Origin of the sequence: Pseudomonas sp. F(2018) (assembly GCF_005508865.1) — a bacterium.
Taxonomy (GTDB): Bacteria; Pseudomonadota; Gammaproteobacteria; order Pseudomonadales; family Pseudomonadaceae; genus Aquipseudomonas.
In genome coordinates, this window is the sequence record NZ_SCOM01000001.1 from 689,521 (window position 1) to 707,710 (window position 18,190).

21 protein-coding genes and 2 tRNA genes are annotated in these 18,190 nt (G+C 64.3%); 19 read left to right on the plus strand and 4 right to left on the minus strand.

Features of this window, described 5'->3' with window-relative positions:
• The first annotated feature begins 16 nt into the window (after positions 1-16).
• The 10 genes from tolQ to nadA all read left to right on the plus strand — a co-directional run bounded on the left by tolQ (position 17) and on the right by nadA (position 7,523).
• Positions 17-688 (plus strand): protein TolQ, encoded by a 672-nt coding sequence (gene tolQ, locus FFS62_RS03385; RefSeq protein ID WP_137972217.1) that lies wholly within the window; start codon positions 17-19, stop codon positions 686-688.
• 10 nt (positions 689-698) lie between these two features.
• Positions 699-1,157, plus strand: a complete 459-nt coding sequence (tolR, locus tag FFS62_RS03390; RefSeq protein WP_137971395.1) for a protein TolR — start codon at positions 699-701, stop codon at positions 1,155-1,157.
• Positions 1,157-2,113, plus strand: coding sequence for a cell envelope integrity protein TolA (tolA, locus tag FFS62_RS03395; protein ID WP_137971396.1), 957 nt, complete (start codon positions 1,157-1,159; stop codon positions 2,111-2,113). The genes tolR and tolA overlap by 1 nt, the downstream gene beginning before the upstream one ends.
• Positions 2,110-3,408, plus strand: a complete 1,299-nt coding sequence (gene tolB, locus FFS62_RS03400) for a Tol-Pal system beta propeller repeat protein TolB (RefSeq protein WP_137971397.1) — start codon at positions 2,110-2,112, stop codon at positions 3,406-3,408. Before tolA ends, tolB begins: the two co-directional genes overlap by 4 nt.
• A gap of 55 nt (positions 3,409-3,463) precedes the next feature.
• Positions 3,464-3,961 carry a peptidoglycan-associated lipoprotein Pal gene (pal, locus tag FFS62_RS03405; RefSeq protein ID WP_137971398.1) on the plus strand — a complete coding sequence of 166 codons (498 nt, stop codon included), beginning with the start codon at positions 3,464-3,466 and terminating at the stop codon, positions 3,959-3,961.
• Between the two features lie 6 nt (positions 3,962-3,967).
• Complete coding sequence (gene ybgF / locus FFS62_RS03410) at positions 3,968-4,780, plus strand: tol-pal system protein YbgF (protein WP_137971399.1); 813 nt, start codon at positions 3,968-3,970, stop codon at positions 4,778-4,780.
• A 120-nt stretch (positions 4,781-4,900) separates the two neighbouring features.
• On the plus strand, positions 4,901-5,548 hold the full coding sequence (gene queE, locus FFS62_RS03415) for a 7-carboxy-7-deazaguanine synthase QueE (protein ID WP_137971400.1): 648 nt from the start codon (positions 4,901-4,903) through the stop codon (positions 5,546-5,548).
• A gap of 1 nt (position 5,549) precedes the next feature.
• Positions 5,550-6,224 carry a 7-cyano-7-deazaguanine synthase QueC gene (gene queC / locus FFS62_RS03420; RefSeq protein ID WP_171016256.1) on the plus strand — a complete coding sequence of 225 codons (675 nt, stop codon included), beginning with the start codon at positions 5,550-5,552 and terminating at the stop codon, positions 6,222-6,224.
• Positions 6,225-6,281: 57 nt separating this feature from the next.
• Positions 6,282-6,357 (plus strand) — tRNA-Lys (locus FFS62_RS03425).
• A 107-nt stretch (positions 6,358-6,464) separates the two neighbouring features.
• Positions 6,465-7,523, plus strand: a complete 1,059-nt coding sequence (gene nadA / locus FFS62_RS03430; RefSeq protein WP_137971402.1) for a quinolinate synthase NadA — start codon at positions 6,465-6,467, stop codon at positions 7,521-7,523.
• A gap of 55 nt (positions 7,524-7,578) precedes the next feature.
• Here nadA and FFS62_RS03435 read toward each other — a convergent pair whose 3' ends face one another.
• On the minus strand, positions 7,579-9,009 hold the full coding sequence (locus tag FFS62_RS03435) for a M48 family metalloprotease (protein ID WP_137971403.1): 1,431 nt from the start codon (positions 9,007-9,009) through the stop codon (positions 7,579-7,581).
• Positions 9,010-9,109: 100 nt separating this feature from the next.
• Here FFS62_RS03435 and FFS62_RS03440 point away from each other — a divergent pair, with 100 nt between their 5' ends.
• Entirely contained in the window at positions 9,110-9,349 is a 240-nt protein-coding gene (locus FFS62_RS03440) for a sulfurtransferase TusA family protein (RefSeq protein WP_137971404.1), read from the plus strand.
• Between the two features lie 53 nt (positions 9,350-9,402).
• Here the strand turns inward: FFS62_RS03440 and FFS62_RS03445 are convergent, their stop codons facing one another.
• Positions 9,403-9,876, minus strand: coding sequence for a peroxiredoxin (locus FFS62_RS03445; RefSeq protein ID WP_137971405.1), 474 nt, complete (start codon positions 9,874-9,876; stop codon positions 9,403-9,405).
• Between the two features lie 10 nt (positions 9,877-9,886).
• Positions 9,887-10,444 carry a glycine cleavage system protein R gene (locus FFS62_RS03450; RefSeq protein WP_137971406.1) on the minus strand — a complete coding sequence of 186 codons (558 nt, stop codon included), beginning with the start codon at positions 10,442-10,444 and terminating at the stop codon, positions 9,887-9,889.
• A 167-nt stretch (positions 10,445-10,611) separates the two neighbouring features.
• Between FFS62_RS03450 and dapA the strand changes: the two genes are divergently transcribed.
• The 8 genes from dapA (at position 10,612) to rmuC (ending at position 17,454) form a co-directional block, all read left to right on the plus strand.
• Complete coding sequence (dapA, locus tag FFS62_RS03455) at positions 10,612-11,490, plus strand: 4-hydroxy-tetrahydrodipicolinate synthase (RefSeq protein WP_137971407.1); 879 nt, start codon at positions 10,612-10,614, stop codon at positions 11,488-11,490.
• A gap of 17 nt (positions 11,491-11,507) precedes the next feature.
• A complete protein-coding gene (bamC, locus tag FFS62_RS03460; protein WP_137971408.1) occupies positions 11,508-12,623 on the plus strand; it encodes an outer membrane protein assembly factor BamC in 1,116 nt (371 codons plus the stop codon).
• 93 nt (positions 12,624-12,716) lie between these two features.
• A complete protein-coding gene (locus FFS62_RS03465; RefSeq protein WP_137971409.1) occupies positions 12,717-13,586 on the plus strand; it encodes a phosphoribosylaminoimidazolesuccinocarboxamide synthase in 870 nt (289 codons plus the stop codon).
• A 124-nt stretch (positions 13,587-13,710) separates the two neighbouring features.
• Positions 13,711-13,800 (plus strand) — tRNA-Ser (locus tag FFS62_RS03470).
• A gap of 180 nt (positions 13,801-13,980) precedes the next feature.
• Positions 13,981-14,352 (plus strand): antitoxin Xre/MbcA/ParS toxin-binding domain-containing protein, encoded by a 372-nt coding sequence (locus tag FFS62_RS03475; protein ID WP_137971410.1) that lies wholly within the window; start codon positions 13,981-13,983, stop codon positions 14,350-14,352.
• A 48-nt stretch (positions 14,353-14,400) separates the two neighbouring features.
• A complete protein-coding gene (locus tag FFS62_RS03480) occupies positions 14,401-15,153 on the plus strand; it encodes an RES family NAD+ phosphorylase (protein ID WP_137971411.1) in 753 nt (250 codons plus the stop codon).
• 352 nt (positions 15,154-15,505) lie between these two features.
• Complete coding sequence (locus FFS62_RS03485) at positions 15,506-15,916, plus strand: tetratricopeptide repeat protein (protein ID WP_137971412.1); 411 nt, start codon at positions 15,506-15,508, stop codon at positions 15,914-15,916.
• 176 nt (positions 15,917-16,092) lie between these two features.
• Positions 16,093-17,454 (plus strand): DNA recombination protein RmuC, encoded by a 1,362-nt coding sequence (rmuC, locus tag FFS62_RS03490; RefSeq protein ID WP_171016284.1) that lies wholly within the window; start codon positions 16,093-16,095, stop codon positions 17,452-17,454.
• A 17-nt stretch (positions 17,455-17,471) separates the two neighbouring features.
• Here the strand turns inward: rmuC and FFS62_RS03495 are convergent, their stop codons facing one another.
• Positions 17,472-18,170, minus strand: coding sequence for a pirin family protein (locus FFS62_RS03495; RefSeq protein ID WP_137971414.1), 699 nt, complete (start codon positions 18,168-18,170; stop codon positions 17,472-17,474).
• Between the last annotated feature and the right edge of the window lie 20 nt (positions 18,171-18,190).

Genomic DNA, 18,190 nt, shown 5'->3' on the forward strand with positions numbered 1-18,190 from the left:
CAACGCCGTTGACCATATGTCGATGTGGAGCCTGATCAGCAACGCCAGTTTCGTGGTGCAGCTGGTCATGCTGACCCTGGTGGCCGCCTCGGTGGTGTCCTGGATCATGATCTTCCAGCGCAGCACCATGCTGCGTGCGGCGAAGAAGTCGCTGGAAGTGTTCGAGGAGCGCTTCTGGTCCGGCATCGACCTGTCCAAGCTGTATCGCCAGGCCGGCAGCAACCCGGACCCGGACTGCGGCGTCGAGCAGATCTTCCGCGCCGGCTTCAAGGAGTTCTCCCGCCTGCGCCAGCAGTCCGGCGTCGATCCGGATGCGGTGATGGACGGCGTGGCCCGAGCCATGCGCGTCGCCATCTCGCGTGAGGAAGAGAAGCTGGAAACCAGCCTGCCGTTCCTCGCCACCGTCGGCTCCACCAGCCCCTATATCGGTCTGTTCGGTACCGTGTGGGGCATCATGAACTCCTTCCGCGGCCTGGCCCAGGTGCAGCAGGCCACCCTGGCCACCGTGGCACCGGGTATCGCCGAGGCGCTGATCGCCACCGCCATCGGCCTGTTCGCCGCGATCCCGGCGGTCATCGCCTACAACCGCTTCTCGGCGCAAGGCGATCGCCTGATCAGCCGTTACTACACCTTTGCCGACGAGTTCCAGGCGATCCTGCACCGCAAAGTGCACACCAGCGAGGACTGAGGCTCAGCCCATGGCCAGAATTCGCAACAGACGCAAGCCGGTCGCCGAGATGAACGTCGTGCCTTATATCGACGTGATGCTGGTGCTGCTGGTGATCTTCATGGTGACCGCGCCGATGCTCAACCAGGGCGTCAAGGTCGACCTGCCCAAGGTCTCCAGCGAGGTACTGCCGCAGGACAACAACTCCCGCGTGCTGACCATCTCGATCAAGGCCGACAAGACCTACTACTGGAACATGGGCGACGAGGTCGATCCGGACCAGAGCAAGGCCAGCGAAACCGCTACCGCTTTGCCGGCGCTGGTGCAGACGGTGAGCGCGATCATGAGCCAGAACGCCGGCCAGGGTAAGAAGGTCCAGGTCTTCGTGCGTGGCGACAAGGCGGTCGACTATGGCTCCGTGATGGCCGTGATGGGTGGCCTGCAAGAGGCCGGTGTCGGCAACGTCGGGCTGATCACCGAGGCGCCTTGATGCAGCAGCAGAGCGTTCGCTCCTCATCGGAAAGTTATTTCTGGCCGACTGTCTGGGCCGTGGCTCTGCACGCCCTGATGTTCGCCATGCTGTTTGTCAGCTTCCACTTTGCACCTGAGCTCCCGCCGGCTCGACCTATCGTCGAGGCAACGTTGTACCGGCTGAATTCGAAGAGCCCTGCCACCACTCAGACCGCTCAGAAGATTGCTGGCGAGGCTGAGAAGACCAAGGCCCGCCAGTACGAAGTGGAGCAGCTGGAGACCAAGAAGGAAGAGCAGCAGAAGCAGGAAGCAGCGGAACAAAAGAAAGTCGAGGCGGCCAAACAGGCTGAGGCGAAAAAGCAGGCCGAAGCCAAGAAGGCCGAGGAAGCGAAGAAAGCCGAGCAGAAGAAGCAGGCCGATATCGCCAAGAAGAAATCCGAGGAAGAAAAGAAAAAAGCTGCTGCCGAGGAGGCCCGTAAGAAAGCAGCCGAGCAGGCGAAGAAAAAGGCTGCCGAAGACGCCAAGAAGAAAAAGGCGGCTGCCGAGGCTGCGAAGAAGAAAAAAGACCAGGAAGCCGCGCGCAAGGCCGCTGACGACAAGAAGGCCCAGGCGCTTGCCGAGCTGCTGGGGGACACCACCGAGCGTCAGCGGGCGATGGCGGACGAAGTGGGTGATGAGGTTGCCGGCAGTCTCGACGATCTGATCATCAAGCTGGTCAGCGAGCAGTGGCAGCGTCCACCGTCGGCACGCAACGGCATGAGTGTCGAGGTAATGATTCAGATGCTGCCCGATGGCACTATCGTCAATGCTTCTGTCACCCGTTCCAGTGGCGACGCGCCCTTCGACAGTTCTGCTGTGGCTGCAGTCAAGAACGTCGTGCGTATTCCCGAGATGCAACAGCTGGATAGTGCAACCTTTAACGCCATGTATCGTCAGCGGCGGATGATTTTCAAACCGGAGGATTTGTCTCTGTGAATACCTTGATTCGTATCGCCCTGCTGGGTCTGGCGCTGCTGGTTGGCAGCGTGCAGGCAGCGGACCCGTTGGTGGTAACCAGTGGCAGCGACCGCGCCATCCCCATCGCCGTTGTGCCCTTCGGCTGGCAGGGCGGCACCGTGTTGCCCGAAGACATGTCCACCGTTATCGGCAACGACCTGCGCAACAGCGGCATGTACGAGCCGATCCCGCGGCAGAACATGATCAGCCTGCCGACCTCGGCGGCCGAGATCATCTACCGCGACTGGCAGGCCCTGGGCGCCCAGTACGTGATGGTTGGCAGCATCGTGCCGAACGGCGGCCGCCTGCAGGTGCAGTTCGCCCTGTTCAACGTGGCGACCCAGCAGCAGGTGGTTGCTGGCACCGTTGGCGGTACTCCGGACCAGCTGCGTGATATGGCGCACCATGTCGCCGATCAGGCATTCGAGAAGCTCACCGGGATCAAGGGTGCCTTCTCCACCAAGATGCTCTACGTCACCGCCGAGCGTTTCGGCGTGAACAACACCCGTTACACCCTGCAGCGCTCCGACTATGACGGCGCCCGTGGCGTGACCCTGCTGCAATCGCGCGAGCCGATACTGTCGCCGCGCTATGCGCCGGATGGTCGCCGCATCGCCTATGTGTCTTTCGAGCAGCGTCGCCCGCGCATCTTCATGCAGCACATCGACACCGGCCGCCGCGAGCAGCTGACCAACTTCGAGGGCCTCAATGGCGCCCCGGCCTTCTCGCCGGACGGCAATCGCCTGGCCTTCGTGCTGTCCAAGGACGGCAACCCGGAGATCTATGTGATGGATCTGGGCTCGCGCAATATCCAGCGCGTGACCAATTCCGGCTCGATCGAGACCGAGCCGTTCTGGGGCAAGGACGGGCAGACCCTGTACTTCACCAGCGACCGCGCCGGCAAGCCGCAGATCTACAAGCAGAGCATCCATGGTGGTGCCGCCCAGCGCGTGACCTTCACCGGCAACTACAACGCCAACCCGAAGCTGTCGGCCGACGAGAAGACCCTGGTGATGATCCACCGTCAGGACGGTTTCACCAACTTCAAGGTGGCCGCCCAGGACCTGGTGACCAGCCGCCTGCGCATCCTCTCCGAGACCAGCCTGGACGACTCGCCCACTGTTGCGCCCAATGGCACCATGCTAATCTACGCCACCCGCCAGCAGGGCCGGGGAGTGCTGATGCTCGTGTCCACCAACGGGCGTGTCAGGCTCCCGATTCCCACCGCTCAAGGTGATGTCCGGGAACCGTCCTGGTCTCCTTTCCTGAACTGATGCGGTAAAACACTTTCTGCTGTAAACACACCTAGAAATCATTAGGAGCTACACCATGGAAATGCTGAAATTTGGCAAATTTGCCGCTCTGAGCCTGGCTCTGGCCGTGGCTGTTGGTTGCTCGTCCAAAGGCGGCGACGCTTCCGGCGAAGGCGCTGTTGACCCGAACGCTGGCTACAACGCCAACGGCAGCGGCGTTGACGGTGCTCTGAGCGAAGAAGCCGCCCTGCGCGCCATCACCACCTTCTACTTCGAGTACGACAGCTCCGACCTGAAGCCGGAAGCCATGCGCGCTCTGGACGTACACGCCAAGGACCTGAAAGGCAACGGCGCTCGCGTCGTTCTGGAAGGCCACACCGACGAGCGCGGCACCCGCGAGTACAACATGGCTCTGGGCGAGCGTCGTTCCAAGGCCGTTCAGCGCTACCTGGTTCTGCAGGGCGTTTCCCCGGCTCAGCTGGAACTGGTTTCCTACGGTGAAGAGCGTCCGGTTGCTACCGGCAGCGACGAGTCCTCCTGGGCTCAGAACCGCCGCGTCGAACTGCGCAAGTAATTTGCCATGCGTAAGTGCCCTCGTATCCTGACCTCTCTGGTACTCGCCCTGCCGCTCGCGGCCGTGGCCGAGGTTCCCGTGGTGGATGGCAGCTCCGGTAGCAGCTATCCGCCGGTTGGTTATGGTACGAGCGGCGCCTATGCCGGGGGCGGGGCGCAAGCCCCGGCCACCGCGCAGGGCCAGCTGTTCATGCAACTGCAGCAGATGCAGGACGAGATAGCCCAACTGCGTGGCATGCTCGAAGAGCAACAGAACGAGATCCAGCGTCTCAAGCAAGAAGGCGATGCCCGTTATCAGGACATCGACAGCCGCCTGCAAGGTGGTGCCGCCGGTGCGCAAGCACCCGCGCAGAATCCCCCGGCCGATGGCGCGATCAACGCCGCCGGCAACCCCGCCGCCCCTGCCCAGCAGGCTCCGGCAGCCAGCAACGAACCGGCCGACCCGGCGAAGGAAAAGCTGTACTACGACGCTGCCTTCGACCTGATCAAGGCCAAAGACTTCGACAGGGCCGCCCAGGCCTTCAATGCCTTCCTGCGCAAGTACCCGCAGAGCCAGTACGCCGGCAACGCCCAGTACTGGCTGGGCGAGATCAACCTGACCAACAGGAATCTGCAGGAAGCCGGCAAGGCCTTCGCCTTGGTCGCGGCCAACTACCCGACTCACGCCAAGGTGCCGGATTCGCTGTTCAAGCTGGCCGATGTCGAGCAGCGCATGGGCAATACCGACCGCGCCAAGGGCATCCTGCAGCAGCTGATCGCTCAGTACCCCGGCTCTTCGGCGGCCCAGCTGGCCCAGCGCGACCTGCAACGCCTGCCCTGATTCGCCAGCCCTGCTGGTCAGAAAACCCGCGCTAGTCGCGGGTTATTCGTTAGAATCGCCGCCCCGAATCACCCGCAACGGAGGCGGATGGCCTGTTTAGCCGTCACGCCCGGTGCTCATATGCAAGAAACCCTGCGCATTACCGAGATTTTCTACTCGTTGCAGGGCGAGACGCTCACCAGTGGCCTGCCCACGGTTTTCGTCCGCCTCACCGGCTGCCCGCTGCGCTGCCAGTACTGCGACACCGCCTACGCCTTCAGCGGCGGCGAGATCACCAGCCTGGACGCCATCCTCGAGCGGGTGGCCAGCTACAAGCCGCGCTATGTCTGTGTGACCGGCGGCGAGCCGCTGGCCCAGCCCAACTGCGTCCCGCTGCTGCAGCGCCTGTGCGATGCCGGCTATCAGGTATCCCTGGAAACCAGCGGCGCCATCGATATCGCCCCGACCGACAAGCGCGTCAGTCGGGTGGTTGATCTGAAGACGCCTGGTTCCCAGGAAGTCTCGCGCAATCTCTACAGCAACATGGCCGAGCTGACCCGCAACGATCAGGTCAAGTTCGTCATCTGCTCGCGCGAGGACTACGACTGGGCTGTGTCCAAGCTGATCGAGTACCGCCTGGACGAGCGCGCCGGCGAAGTGCTGTTCTCACCCAGTCACAAGCAGGTGGATGCACGCGACCTGGCCAACTGGATCGTTGCCGACAATCTGCCGGTGCGCTTCCAGTTGCAGCTGCACAAGATTCTGTGGAATGACGAGCCGGGGCACTGAGATGACCGACAAGAAAGCCGTGGTACTGCTCTCCGGTGGCCTCGACTCCGCCACCATTCTGGCCCAGGCCAAGGCGGCGGGCTTCGCCTGCTACAGCATGAGTTTCGATTATGGCCAGCGCCATCGCGCCGAACTGCAGGCCGCCGAGCGCGTTGCTGCCCAGTTGGGTGTGGTCGAGCACAAGGTGATCGGCCTCAACCTCAATGGCATCGGCGGCTCGGCCCTGACCGACAGCTCCATCGCTGTGCCGGAAGAGCCGACCGAGGGCATTCCGATCACCTACGTGCCGGCGCGCAACACCGTATTTCTCTCCCTGGCCTTGGGTTGGGCCGAAGTGCTGGGCGCCCATGACATCTTCATCGGCGTCAATGCGGTGGACTATTCGGGCTACCCGGACTGCCGCCCCGAGTTCATCAGCGCCTTCGAGCGCGTAGCCAATCTGGCGACCCGAGAAGGGGTGGAGGGCAGCGGTTTCCGCATTCAGGCGCCGCTGCAGAACCTGAGCAAGGCGCAGATCGTGCAGATCGGCCTGCAGCATGGCGTGGACTATGGTCTGACGGTGTCCTGTTACCAGGCCGATGACGACGGCCGCGCCTGCGGCAAGTGCGACAGCTGTCGCCTGCGCGCCGCCGGTTTTACCGCGGCCGGAGTGGCGGACCCGACCCGTTACGCCTAAAAATTTTTCGCGGAGTGTTGATTTCCTGAATCAAATCAGTATCATGCGCTCCGCGTTGGGTCGTTAGCTCAGTCGGTAGAGCAGTTGGCTTTTAACCAATTGGTCGTAGGTTCGAATCCTACACGACCCACCACTCCCTCCTTCGCGTCACCTCCTCGCATACTCCCATCAGAACGCTCTCGCCAGAACTCTTGGTGGGTATAATCGACCGCACTGAAAGCATATTCAGAGCCTGATGACATGACCCAGATTTCCGAACGCCTGTTGGTTCAGGCTCACCTCGACGCCAAACAACCCAAGCCGTTGACGCCGGACGAAGAAGCCTTCTATCGCAGCGAGATCGCCGCCGAGCTGAAGAAGCAGAACGCCGTGCTGGTGGCCCACTATTACTGCGACCCGGTGATCCAGGCCCTGGCCGAGGAAACCGGTGGCTGCGTCTCCGACTCCTTGGAGATGGCCCGCTTCGGCAATCAGCACGAGGCGCAGACCGTGGTGGTGGCCGGGGTCAAGTTCATGGGCGAGACGGCGAAGATCCTCAATCCGGAAAAGCGCGTGCTGATGCCGACTCTGGAAGCCACCTGCTCGCTCGACCTGGGCTGCCCGGTGGACGAGTTCTCGGCCTTCTGCGACCAGCATCCGGACCGCACAGTGGTGGTATACGCCAACACCTCGGCGGCGGTGAAAGCGCGTGCCGACTGGGTGGTGACCTCCAGCTGCGCGCTGGAGATCGTCGAGAGCCTGATGGACAACGGCGAGAAGATCCTCTGGGCCCCGGACCAGCACCTGGGTCGCTACATCCAGCGCGAGACCGGCGCCGACATGCTGCTGTGGGACGGTGCCTGCATCGTCCACGAGGAATTCAAGGCCAAGCAGCTGGAGGACATGAAGGCGCTCTATCCGGAAGCTGCCATCCTGGTCCATCCGGAGTCGCCCGAGGCGGTGATCGAGCTGGCCGACGCGGTGGGCTCCACCAGCCAGCTGATCAAGGCCGCGCAGACCCTGCCGAACAAGACCTTCATCGTCGCCACCGACCGCGGCATCTTCTACAAGATGCAGCAGCTGTGCCCGGACAAGGTCTTCGTCGAGGCGCCCACCGCCGGCAACGGCGCAGCCTGCCGCAGCTGCGCGCATTGCCCATGGATGGCCATGAACACCCTGCAGCGCACCCTGCAGTGCCTGCGCGAGGGCAGCAACGAGATCCTAGTGGAACCGGCGCTGATTCCGCGGGCGATCAAGCCGCTCAAGCGCATGCTCGATTTCACCCAGGCTGCGCGGCTGAAGCTGGCCGGCAACGCCTGAGTAGCTTGCGCGCAGAAAAAAGCCCGGCCATTGCCGGGCTTTTTCATGGCTGCGCTCAGCGCATCATCTTGTCCAGTGCGCGTTTCTCTTCCATCAGCTCCTGCTGGCGCGCGTCGATGCGCGAGGCCAGGGGGAAGTTGCTGCTGGCGCGGCGTTTGGCCAGGTCCAGTTGTTCCAGGGCCTGGTCGTAGTCGCCGACCAGGGCGAAGAATTCGGCGCGGGCCTGGTGCAGGCCGATGATGTTGCGCGTCATGCCGCGCACCTCGGCGACCTGGTACCAGACGTCCGGGTCGTTGTCGCGCTGCTTGAGCAGTTGGTCGAGGGCGACCTCAGCCTCCTTGGTCTGGTTCTGCTTGAGCATCAGGTCGATGCGCGCCTGCTCCAGCGGATAGCTGTCCGGGTACAGGCCGCGCAGGCGTTCGACGCGCTGGCGGGCGTCGGCCAGGCGGTTGGCGTTCTCGTCCAGGTCGATCATCGCCAGGTTGTAGATCAGCTCGTCGGGCGCCTTGGTTAGCAGTTCGTTGAGGTCCTTGCGCGCCTCCTCGGGCCGGCCGGCCTTGATCTGCGCCAGGGCCAGGCCGTAGCGGGCGGCGTCCAGCTTGGGGTTGCTGTCGAGCATGGAGCGGAAGCGCTTGGCGGCGATGCCTGGGGTCTCCTCGAACATCAGCTGGGTGCGGGCGCGCATCAGCTGATAGCGCAGGCTGTCCTCGACGCCCTTTGCCGGGTACTGCTCGGCGCGGTTGCGGGTGTCGGCGATACGCGACTCGGTCACCGGGTGGGTGAGGAGGAATTCCGGCGGCCTGGAGTCGTAACGATACTGGCGCATCAGGCGCTCGAACATGCTCGGCATGGCGCGCGGGTCGTAGCCGGCCTTCTCCAGATTGAGCAGGCCGATGCGGTCGGCCTCCTGTTCGTTCTGGCGGGAGAAGCGCCGCTGCTCCTGAATGGCCGCAGCCTGGGCGCCCATGATGGTGGCGATACCGGCATCACCGGCGCCGGCTGCCGCGGCAACGATGCCGGCGAGCATGGCGGCCATCACCGGTACCTGCATGCGTTGCTGCGCCTCGATGCCGCGGGCGAAGTGGCGTTGCGACAGGTGCGCCAGTTCGTGGGCCATCACCGAGGCGTATTCGGCTTCGGTCTGGGCGTGCAGCAGCAGGCCGCCGTTGACCCCGACTATGCCGCCGGGCGCGGCGAAGGCGTTGATCTGCGGGCTGTTGAGCAGGACGAACTCCAGGCGCCGATCTTCCAGCTGGCTGGTCTCGGCCAGGCGATAGACGCTGGTCTCCACGTAGTCCTTGAGCAGCGGGTCGGAGAGCTGGTCGACCTGGCCGCGCAGCACGCTGAGCCAGGCGCGGCCGAGGCGGTGTTCCTGCTCCGGCGAGACGATGGACGAGCTGGAGTCACCGAGCGACGGCAGGTCGCTGGCGAAGGCGGGTAGCACCAGGCAGGCGAGGGCGAGCAGGGAAGGGCGCAGAAGAGTCATGCACGGGGCTCTTGGCAAACGAAGGCCTTACTGTAGCCGCCTCGCCGCTCTGCTGGCCAGGGTTGTGCGGTATCCTTGCCGGCCTTCGAGGAGAGACTGCATGACCGATTTCCCCGCCTGCGACGCCGAGCTGGACGCCAGTGGCCTGAACTGCCCGCTGCCCCTGCTCAAGGCCAAGCTGGAACTCAATCGCCTGGCCAGTGGGGCGGTGCTCAAGGTGACCGCCACCGACGCCGGCTCGCAACGCGACTTTCGCGCCTTCGCCCGGCTGGCCGGCCATGAGCTGTTGCGCGAGGAGGAAGAGGGTGGGGTGTTCCGCTACTGGCTGAGGAAGGCCTGAAGCGAGTGCCATGAAAAAGGGCCGCATCAGCGGCCCTTTTCATTTCGGCGTCATCAGCCCTTGTGCAGGGCCTGAGCCGCCGCCAGTACTTCGTCCACATGGCCCGGCACCTTCACGCCGCGCCACTCGCGGCGCAGCACGCCATTGGCGTCGATCAGGAAGGTGCTGCGGTCGATGCCCAGGTATTCCTTGCCATAGAGCTTCTTCAGCTTGATCACATCGAACAGCTGGCAAACGGCCTCGTCCTTGTCGCTGATCAGCTCGAAGGGGAATTCCTGCTTGCACTTGAAGTTCTCGTGGGACTTCAGGCCGTCGCGCGATACACCGAAGACCAGGGTGTTGGCAGCCTGGAAGGCGGCGTATTGGTCACGGAAGCCCTGACCCTCGGTGGTGCAGCCCGGGGTGCTGTCCTTGGGGTAGAAGTAGATCACTACCTGTTGGCCCTTGAGGGCGCTGAGGCTGACCTGCTGGCCGCTGGTGGCGGCGGCGCTGAAATCGGCGACCGGCTGGTCGAGGGAAACGGCCATCTCGGATTCCTTATGGGTTCTGCGGGCGCCAGGGTTCGATCAGCGCATCCAGGTTGAGGGCGTCGGAGAAGTCGAGGAACTGATCGCGCAGCCAGCTGATCTGGGTGCCGGGCGGCAGGGTCACGGTCAGCGTGGCGTTGAGCAGGGTGCCGCCGGTCTGCGGGGCCTGGTAGGTGTCGCAGGTGATGCTTTCCAACTCCACGCGGTGGTCGCTGAAGAACTGGCACAGCTCGTTGAGGATGTCCGGGCGATAGGCGCAGCTGACATAGGCCACATAAGGCAGCGAATTGGGGCGAGCTTCGAGGGCGCCGCTGCGGATCATGTTGACGCTGAAGCTGTGGCGCTTGGCCAGGGCCGGCAGAACGCCTTCCAGACGGGCAAGGGCATCCCAGCTTCCGCTGACTTGCAGGGTCAGGGAGCTGTACTCGCCGTGGCGGGTCAGGCGGCTGCTGACCACGCCGCAGCGGTTTTCCTGGCTGGCCCGGCAGAGCACGCTGGTCAGCTCCATGGGGTTGGCGCCGAGGGCACTGATGACAAGGAATTGTTCGCGAACCTGGGGGGTGGACATTCAGCTTTCCTGAAACGATGAGGGCCGGCGCGATGAGGCGCCCAACAAAGAGGGAAGGGTAGCGAAAAGCGCCGCTCAGGGGAATGCTGGCCTGGGTCCCGTTCGCTTGTACAACACAAGTGGCGCCAGTACCATTACCGCTCTCTTTTTCCGGCAGGAGCGGTTGCATGATTTCGGGCAGTATGGTGGCACTGGTCACGCCCATGGACGCACAGGGTGGTCTGGACTGGGCTGCTCTGAGCAAGCTGGTCGACTTCCACCTGCAGGAGGGCACCAACGCCATAGTCGCCGTCGGCACCACTGGCGAATCCGCCACCCTGGATGTCAACGAGCACGTCGAAGTCATCCGCCGCGTGGTCGACCAGGTTGCCGGCCGCATCCCGGTGATCGCCGGTACCGGCGCCAACAGCACCCGCGAAGCCATCGAGCTGACCCAGAACGCCAAGAGCGTCGGCGCCGATGCCTGCCTGCTGGTCACCCCTTATTACAACAAGCCGACCCAGGAAGGCCTGTACCAGCACTTCCGCCACATCGCCGAGAGCGTGGCCATCCCGCAGATTCTCTACAACGTGCCGGGCCGTACCGCCTGCGACATGCTGCCGGAGACCGTCGAGCGCCTGTCCAAGGTCGCCAACATCATCGGTATCAAGGAAGCCACCGGCGACCTGCAGCGCGCTCAGGACATCCTCGATCGCGTCAGCTCGGACTTCCTGGTCTATTCCGGCGATGACGCCACCGCCGTCGAGCTGATGCTGATGGGTGGCAAGGGCAACATTTCCGTGACCGCCAACGTCGCCCCGCGCGCCATGGCCGAGCTGTGCGCCGCCGCCATGGCCGGCGATGCCGCCACCTCTCGCGCTATCAACGAGCGCCTGATGCCGCTGCACAAGAACCTGTTCATCGAATCCAACCCGATTCCGGTGAAATGGGCCCTGCAGGAAATGGGCATGATGCAGGACGGCATTCGTCTGCCGCTGACCTGGCTCAGCCCGCGCTGTCACGAACCGCTGCGTCAGGCCATGCGCCAGTCCGGCGTCCTGGCTTAATCGAGGAATACTTGCGCATGAAGCGACTGGCTGGACTCTCTGCCCTTGCCCTGATCATCTCCACCACCAGCGGCTGCGGCTGGCTCTGGGGCGACGAAGGCTACTTCCGTGACCGCTCCACTGACTATCTGGATGCGCGCCAAACCGCGCCGATGCAGATGCCGCCGAACGTCGACGCCAAGCGCATTGACCCGCTGCTGCCGGTGCCGGCGCACGTCGCCACCAGTTCCGAGACCCCGCAGAGCTTCGAGGTGCCGCGTCCGCAGGCCCTCGGCACTACTGGCGAGGCCAGCGAGTTCAGCCTGCAGAAGAGCGGCGACTCGCGTTGGCTGGTGGCTCAGCGCGCTCCGGCGGAAGTCTGGCCGGTGGCTCGCTCCTACTTCGAGAACAGCGGTTTCCGCATTGCCGAAGAGCGCCCGCAGACTGGTGAGTTCATCACCGAGTGGCAGGGAGTCGAGGACCTGGCTCCGTCCATGGGTCGTCGCGTGGGCAGCCTGATGGCCGATACCGACAATCAGGTTCGCGTGCGTGTGCGCATCGAGCCGGGCGTGGTGCGCAATACCAGCGAAGTGTTCGTGGTCAGCGCCGAGCGTGAAGAGGGCAGCACTGCCGACGTGGCCTTCCCGGCCCGCACCGGCAACGCCAGCCTCGAGGCCTCACTGCTCGACGGCATGCTCGCCGACCTCAGCAGCACTGCCGAGCATGGCTCGGTATCCCTGCTGGCCGCGCGCAACTACGACGCCCCGAGCCGTATCAACCTGACCCAGGACGGCGCCGGCAACCCGGTACTGAACCTCAGCACCGACTTCGACCGTGCCTGGTCCAGCGTCGGTCGTGCCCTGGAGCTGGGCGACGTACGCGTCGACGACATCAACCGCAGCCTGGGCGTGTACTACGTCAACCTGGCCGAGGGCGCCAAGAAGCCGGAAGAAGAGAAGGGCTTCATCAGCGGCCTGTTTGGCAGCGAGCCGACCCAGGAAGAGATCGACGCCCGCGCCGAGCGCTATCAGGTGCGCCTGACCAGCAGCGCTGGTGGCGACGTGCAGGTCACCGTGGAGAAGGACATCAACACCGTGGCCCCGGAAGACGTGGCCCGCCGTGTGCTGACCCTGATCCAGGAAAACCTCGGCTGATCCCGGCCCGGCACCTGCCGGGCCTGCAGCGAATCGATAGGCGAAACCCGGTGGGTTTCGCCTGTTTCGTTTAAACCAGGCGGAAACTTCGACATGACCACTCCCTCCACCCTGAGCCTGAAGAAGATCTACTCCGGCAAAGTCCGCGACCTCTACGAGATCGATGCCAAGCGCATGCTGATGGTCGCCACCGATCGCCTGTCGGCCTTCGACGTGATCCTCGACGAGCCGATCCCGGAGAAGGGCAAGATCCTCACCGCCATCTCCAACTTCTGGTTCGACAAGCTCAAGGACCTGGTGCCCAACCACTTCACCGGCGACAAGGTCGAGGACGTGGTGCCGGCCGCCGAGCTGCCGCTGGTGGAAGGCCGTGCGGTGGTCGCCAAGCGCCTCCAGCCGGTGGCGGTGGAGGCCATCGTGCGTGGCTATATCGTCGGCTCCGGCTGGAAGGAATATCAGAAGAGCGGCACCGTCTGCGGCATCCAGCTGCCGGCCGGCCTGAAGGAAGCGGCCAAGCTGCCGCAGCCGATCTTCACCCCCTCGACCAAGGCCGCCGTCGGCGACCACGATGAGAACATCAGCTTTGCCCAGTGCGAGGCCATCATCGGCGCCGAGCTGGCGGCCAAGGTGCGCGACACCGCCATCGCCCTGTACAGCGCGGCGGTCGAATATGCGGCCACTCGCGGCATCATCATCGCCGACACCAAGTTCGAGTTCGGCCTGGACGAAGACGGCACCCTGACCCTGATGGACGAGGCGCTGACCCCGGACTCCAGCCGCTTCTGGCCGGCCGACAGCTACGCCGAAGGCAGCAATCCGCCGAGCTTCGACAAGCAGTTCGTGCGCGACTGGCTGGAGTCCACCGGCTGGAACAAGGAGCCGCCGGCCCCGGCCGTACCGGCCGAAGTGGCACAGAAGACCGCCGACAAATACCGCGAGGCACTGACCCGGCTGACCAGCTGAGTTCGCATCTCGGTAAGAAGGAGAGAGCCATGGGCTCCCTTTTTCATGTCTGCCGCAAGCACCTGATCGCACAAGAAAAATTGCTGGACTAACGGCGCTCAGCTGATATCATGCGCACCGCTTTGGGAAGATGCCGGAGTGGTCGAACGGGACGGATTCGAAATCCGTTGTGTCAGCAATGGCACCTAGGGTTCAAATCCCTATCTTCCCGCCATACAAAGTGAAAAACCCCTGAAGTCTTCGGACTTCAGGGGTTTTTGCGTTTCTGGGGGTATGGAAAGTTGTCCGTCACTGCCCTGTTTAGTATGGGGCTCGCATTCCCAGATAACTTCTCTACTGTTTGTTTTGCAATTAATTTGCTATTTTTGTTTTAAACAAACATCTGGAGGCGACCATGAGTGCGCTCAGCAAGCCCGGCGTCGATGTCGATGCGGTATTGCTTAAGGCCCTGCTCAGCACCCGCGAGCAGTTGGGGCTGACCCAGCAGGAATTGGCGGGAATAGTCGGGGTCAACCGTTCCGCCATCAGCCGCTGGGGCGATAGCGGTGGTCTGCGTCCGCAGAGCAAGACCGGCGAACTGGCTTTGCTGCTAATCCGCATCTACCGCGCCCTGTTTGCCCTGTTTGGCGGCAATCTCGATGACATGCGCCATTTCCTGCGTACAGAAAATCGCCATCTGGCCGGCGTGCCGCTGGAGCAGATGGGGCAAGTGCAGGGGCTGGTGCGTGTGGTGGAGTACCTCGACGCGATCCGCGGCAAGGTCTGAATTCCTTTCCCGATGCCCCGTCTTGGCGGGGCTAAGCGAGTTTCCGATATGGATATCTGGCAGGCCTGTGCCGGCCCAGAACAGCTGACTCCATTGCGCGGCCGGCTGGTACGCCTGGTGGAGAACCAGGAGCAGGTGGCCACCCTGCAGCTGGTGGATACCCTGGAAGAGCAGGCGCTGCTCGAACAGTTGCTGGAGAGTAGCAAACCGCCGCTGCCGCCCAGCGACGAGCCGCTGCACTACTTGTTACACACGCCGTTCCGTTACCCGCCGCTGCGCTGGGGGTCGCGCTTCGGCCGGCGTCACGAGCCGAGCTTGTTCTATGCCGCCTGCCAGTTGGAAACGGCGATGGCCGAGACCGCCTTCTACCGTTTCGTGCTTTGGTACGGCATGGCCGAGCCGCCGCCCAGCGGGCGCATTCTCTCCGAGCATTCTTCCTTCGAAGCGCGCTATCAGGTGCAGCGCGGCATTCGCCTGCAACTGCCGCCGTTCGACCGGTACCGCCAGGCGCTGACTCATCGCAGCGACTACCGGGCTACCCATGAACTGGGCAGCGCCATGCGCGAGGCGGGGGTGGAGGCGTTCGAGTATCCCTCGGCGCGCTGCCCATTGCGGGGCACCAATGTCGCCCTCTATGCACCTGCCGCGTTCAGCGAGAAACGCCCGCGCAACCTGCAGCCCTGGTTGTGCGAAACCACCTCCGGCTATGTGGCCTTCAAGAGTGCCCAGGCGCCGGATATTCCTCGCCTGTTCGGCCTGGAGCTGTACCTGGTCGAAGGCAACCTGCCGCAGCCCGCCTAGGGCCTGCGCGTGCGCTGAAAGAGGGCGAGGGCGGCGCACTTGTGCACATTGGCGAAGCAGCTTGTCAAGCTTCTGTCACAAAGCGTCGTAACCGCTTGATTCTCCGTGATCATTTTTCAAGTCAATGAAAAATAAGGAATTTTTTCATTGGTGAAAAAAGCATCAGTTTGAGCCGAGGCCGCAGACACTGGGCGATAAGAAAGGTTTCCACCAAGTTGTCCACGTAGTTATCCACAGCTTCTGTGGATTGTCAGAGTAGTTGCTCTAGAGCGCGGTTTTGCGCGTTTGGCAAGTCTTTACCAGGCGAGAAAAGAGAGTAGAGTGGCGCGCCCCGAAGCCAGCCGTCGCTTACATGAAGTCTCGCGTTCTGCCCGCCCAGCATCAGCCCGACATGGGCAATCGTCTGCCGGTTCGTCTGGCCTTCTGGCTGCTCGATCGCCCCCGCCTGGGGCATCACTCCACCATCAAGCGCTTCGCCGGAGGCCTGCTCAAGCAGCCGGCCCGTAAGGGTGTGGTCGCGGCGCAGAGCCGCCTCGGTCAATTGCTGTGTCGCGACTGCGGCAACGCCCGTGATCGCCGCATCGGCCAGGAGCTGCTGCGTCAGGCCGCCCGCGCCGGCGACCTGCGCGCTCAGCTGGAACTCGGCCGCCTCTACTGCCTGCCGCGCCAGCGCGAGCCGCTGCAGGCCAGGCACTGGCTGGAGCTGGCCGCTGCCCAGGGTTCCGACGAGGCCGTGCGCCTGCTGCAGCGTCTCGATCACTGATCGACGCGGGTATACTGCCGGGCATTCCTTCCCCGCCAGCGAGTTCGCCCGTGCCCGTTTCCTTCGTTCTCGATCTGCCCAATCTGCTGCTCGGCCTGCTGCTCGGCGCCGTGCCATTGGCCGTGCTGCTGTGGCGCCAGCAGCGCGGGCTGGCGAGCCAGGCGGCCGAGCGTCTGTTGCTGGAGGAGCGCCTGAGTCAGGCGCGTCTGGCCCAGGAAGGTCTGAGCGCGCAGCTCGACGGGGCCAACGATGATCTGCGCAGCCAGCAGCAGGAAAGCGCCCGCCAGCAGGCCGAACTGGCCGCCCTGCGCCGCGAGAGCGAGCTGCTCGGCCGCGAGCGCGAGGCCGCGCAGACGGCAGCCCTGGAATGGGCGCGCGAGCGCGAGAATAAAGAAGGCCAGCTGCGCCAGCTGGAGAGCCAGCGCGCCGGCCTGGCCGCCGAGCTGCGTGAGCAGCAGGAACATCACCAGCAGCGCCTGAGCGATCTGCAGGCCGCCCGCGACGAGCTGCGCGCGCAGTTCGCCGAGCTGGCCGGCAAGATCTTCGACGAGCGCGAACAGCGCTTCGCCGAGACCAGCCAGCAGCGCCTCGGCCAGTTGCTCGACCCGCTCAAGGAGCGCATCCAGGCGTTCGAGAAGCGCGTGGAGGAGAGCTACCAGAACGAGGCGCGCGAGCGCTTCTCCCTGGCCAAGGAGCTGGAGCGCCTGCAGCTGCTCAACCAGCGCCTGGGCGACGAGGCGACCAACCTGACCCGCGCGCTCAAGGGCCAGAAGACCCAGGGCAACTGGGGCGAGCTGGTGCTGGAGCGGGTGCTGGAGCACGCCGGCCTGGAGAAGGGCCGCGAGTACCACACCCAGGTCAGTCTCAAGGGCGCCGACGGTGAGCGCTTCCAGCCGGACGTGCTGATCCAGCTGCCTGGTGACAAGCAGGTGATCGTCGATGCCAAGGTCAGCCTCACCGCCTACCAGGCGATGATCGTCGCCGAGGACGACGCGGTCCGCGCCCATGCCCTGAAGCAGCATGTGCTGAGCCTGCGCAGCCACCTCAAGGGGCTGTCGGTGAAGGATTACCAGCGCCTGGAAGGCCTGCACAGCCTGGACTTCGTGCTGCTGTTCGTACCCATCGAGGCGGCTTTTGCCGCCGCGCTGCAGGCCGACCCTGGCCTGTTCCAGGAAGCCTTCGAGCAGCATGTGGTGATCGTCAGCCCGACCACGCTGCTGGCCACCCTGCGGGTGATCGACAGCCTGTGGCGCCAGGAACGACAGAGCCAGAACGCCCGCGATATCGCCGAGCGGGCCGGCCAGCTGTACGACAAGTTTGTCGCCTTCATCGCCGACCTGGACGAGATGGGCAGCCGCCTCAAGCAGCTGGACAAGGCCTATGACGCGGCGCGCAACAAGCTGTGCGAGGGCCGCGGCAACCTGATCAACCGGGTCGAGAACCTCAAGCTGCTCGGCGCCCGCGCCAGCAAGAGCCTGCCGGCGGATCTCATCGAGCGTGCCGCCGGCATGCCGTTGCTGGACGAGGCGGGCGAGTAACTCGCCCGCCTCGCGGCTCAGGCCACGTCGACCAGAATCACTTCGCTGTCTTCCAGCGCGGTGACCCGCACCACTTCTTCCTGGGCGATGGCCACGCCGTCGCGCTCCAGTGCCTGCACGCCGTTGACCTCGATGCTGCCCTTGGCGGCCACCAGGTAGCCCTTGCGCAGGCGGCCCAGAGGGTACTCGGCGTTCTGTCCGGCGCTCAGGGTGGCGGCGGCCAGACGGGCGTCGGCGCGGATGCGCAGGGCCTCCTCGTCGCCGGCGTGACCGCTGGCCAGGATCACGAACTGGCCGGCGCGCTCGCCTTGCGGGAAGGGCTTGGCGCCCCAGGACGGCGCTTCGCCCTGCTGGTCGGGGATGATCCAGATCTGGAAGATCTTGGTGGTGACGTCCTCCAGGTTGAATTCCGAGTGGGCGATGCCGGTGCCGGCACTCATCACCTGCACGTCGCCGGCCTCGGTGCGGCCCTGGTTGCCCAGGTTGTCGCGGTGGGTGATGGCGCCTTCGCGGACGTAGGTGATGATCTCCATGTCATGGTGCGGATGCGGCGGGAAGCCCGAGCCTGCGGCGATCTCATCGTCGTTCCACACGCGCAGCCGGCCCCAGTTGATCCGCTGCGGGTCCTGGTACTCGGCGAAGGAGAAGTGGTGGCGGGCGTTCAGCCAGCCATGGTGGGCGTGGCCGAGCGAAGCGAACGGGCGTACTTCGATCATGGTGATGACTCCGTGGCCGG

What these genes read in the sequence shown, in the direction of transcription:
- FFS62_RS03445 (WP_137971405.1), bottom strand. Translation starts at nt 9,876, where the DNA reads ATGGCCGTTTCCCTCGACCAGCCGGTCGCCGATTTCAGCGCCGCCGCC.
- FFS62_RS03440 (WP_137971404.1), top strand. Translation starts at nt 9,110, where the DNA reads ATGACCGATTTCCCCGCCTGCGACGCCGAGCTGGACGCCAGTGGCCTG.
- queC (WP_171016256.1), top strand. Translation starts at nt 5,550, where the DNA reads ATGACCGACAAGAAAGCCGTGGTACTGCTCTCCGGTGGCCTCGACTCC.
- tolQ (WP_137972217.1), top strand. Translation starts at nt 17, where the DNA reads ATGTCGATGTGGAGCCTGATCAGCAACGCCAGTTTCGTGGTGCAGCTG.
- dapA (WP_137971407.1), top strand. Translation starts at nt 10,612, where the DNA reads ATGATTTCGGGCAGTATGGTGGCACTGGTCACGCCCATGGACGCACAG.
- nadA (WP_137971402.1), top strand. Translation starts at nt 6,465, where the DNA reads ATGACCCAGATTTCCGAACGCCTGTTGGTTCAGGCTCACCTCGACGCC.
- FFS62_RS03435 (WP_137971403.1), bottom strand. Translation starts at nt 9,009, where the DNA reads ATGACTCTTCTGCGCCCTTCCCTGCTCGCCCTCGCCTGCCTGGTGCTA.
- FFS62_RS03465 (WP_137971409.1), top strand. Translation starts at nt 12,717, where the DNA reads ATGACCACTCCCTCCACCCTGAGCCTGAAGAAGATCTACTCCGGCAAA.
- FFS62_RS03480 (WP_137971411.1), top strand. Translation starts at nt 14,401, where the DNA reads ATGGATATCTGGCAGGCCTGTGCCGGCCCAGAACAGCTGACTCCATTG.
- FFS62_RS03485 (WP_137971412.1), top strand. Translation starts at nt 15,506, where the DNA reads ATGAAGTCTCGCGTTCTGCCCGCCCAGCATCAGCCCGACATGGGCAAT.
- pal (WP_137971398.1), top strand. Translation starts at nt 3,464, where the DNA reads ATGGAAATGCTGAAATTTGGCAAATTTGCCGCTCTGAGCCTGGCTCTG.
- tolA (WP_137971396.1), top strand. Translation starts at nt 1,157, where the DNA reads ATGCAGCAGCAGAGCGTTCGCTCCTCATCGGAAAGTTATTTCTGGCCG.
- FFS62_RS03495 (WP_137971414.1), bottom strand. Translation starts at nt 18,170, where the DNA reads ATGATCGAAGTACGCCCGTTCGCTTCGCTCGGCCACGCCCACCATGGC.
- FFS62_RS03450 (WP_137971406.1), bottom strand. Translation starts at nt 10,444, where the DNA reads ATGTCCACCCCCCAGGTTCGCGAACAATTCCTTGTCATCAGTGCCCTC.
- tolR (WP_137971395.1), top strand. Translation starts at nt 699, where the DNA reads ATGGCCAGAATTCGCAACAGACGCAAGCCGGTCGCCGAGATGAACGTC.
- bamC (WP_137971408.1), top strand. Translation starts at nt 11,508, where the DNA reads ATGAAGCGACTGGCTGGACTCTCTGCCCTTGCCCTGATCATCTCCACC.
- ybgF (WP_137971399.1), top strand. Translation starts at nt 3,968, where the DNA reads ATGCGTAAGTGCCCTCGTATCCTGACCTCTCTGGTACTCGCCCTGCCG.
- FFS62_RS03475 (WP_137971410.1), top strand. Translation starts at nt 13,981, where the DNA reads ATGAGTGCGCTCAGCAAGCCCGGCGTCGATGTCGATGCGGTATTGCTT.
- queE (WP_137971400.1), top strand. Translation starts at nt 4,901, where the DNA reads ATGCAAGAAACCCTGCGCATTACCGAGATTTTCTACTCGTTGCAGGGC.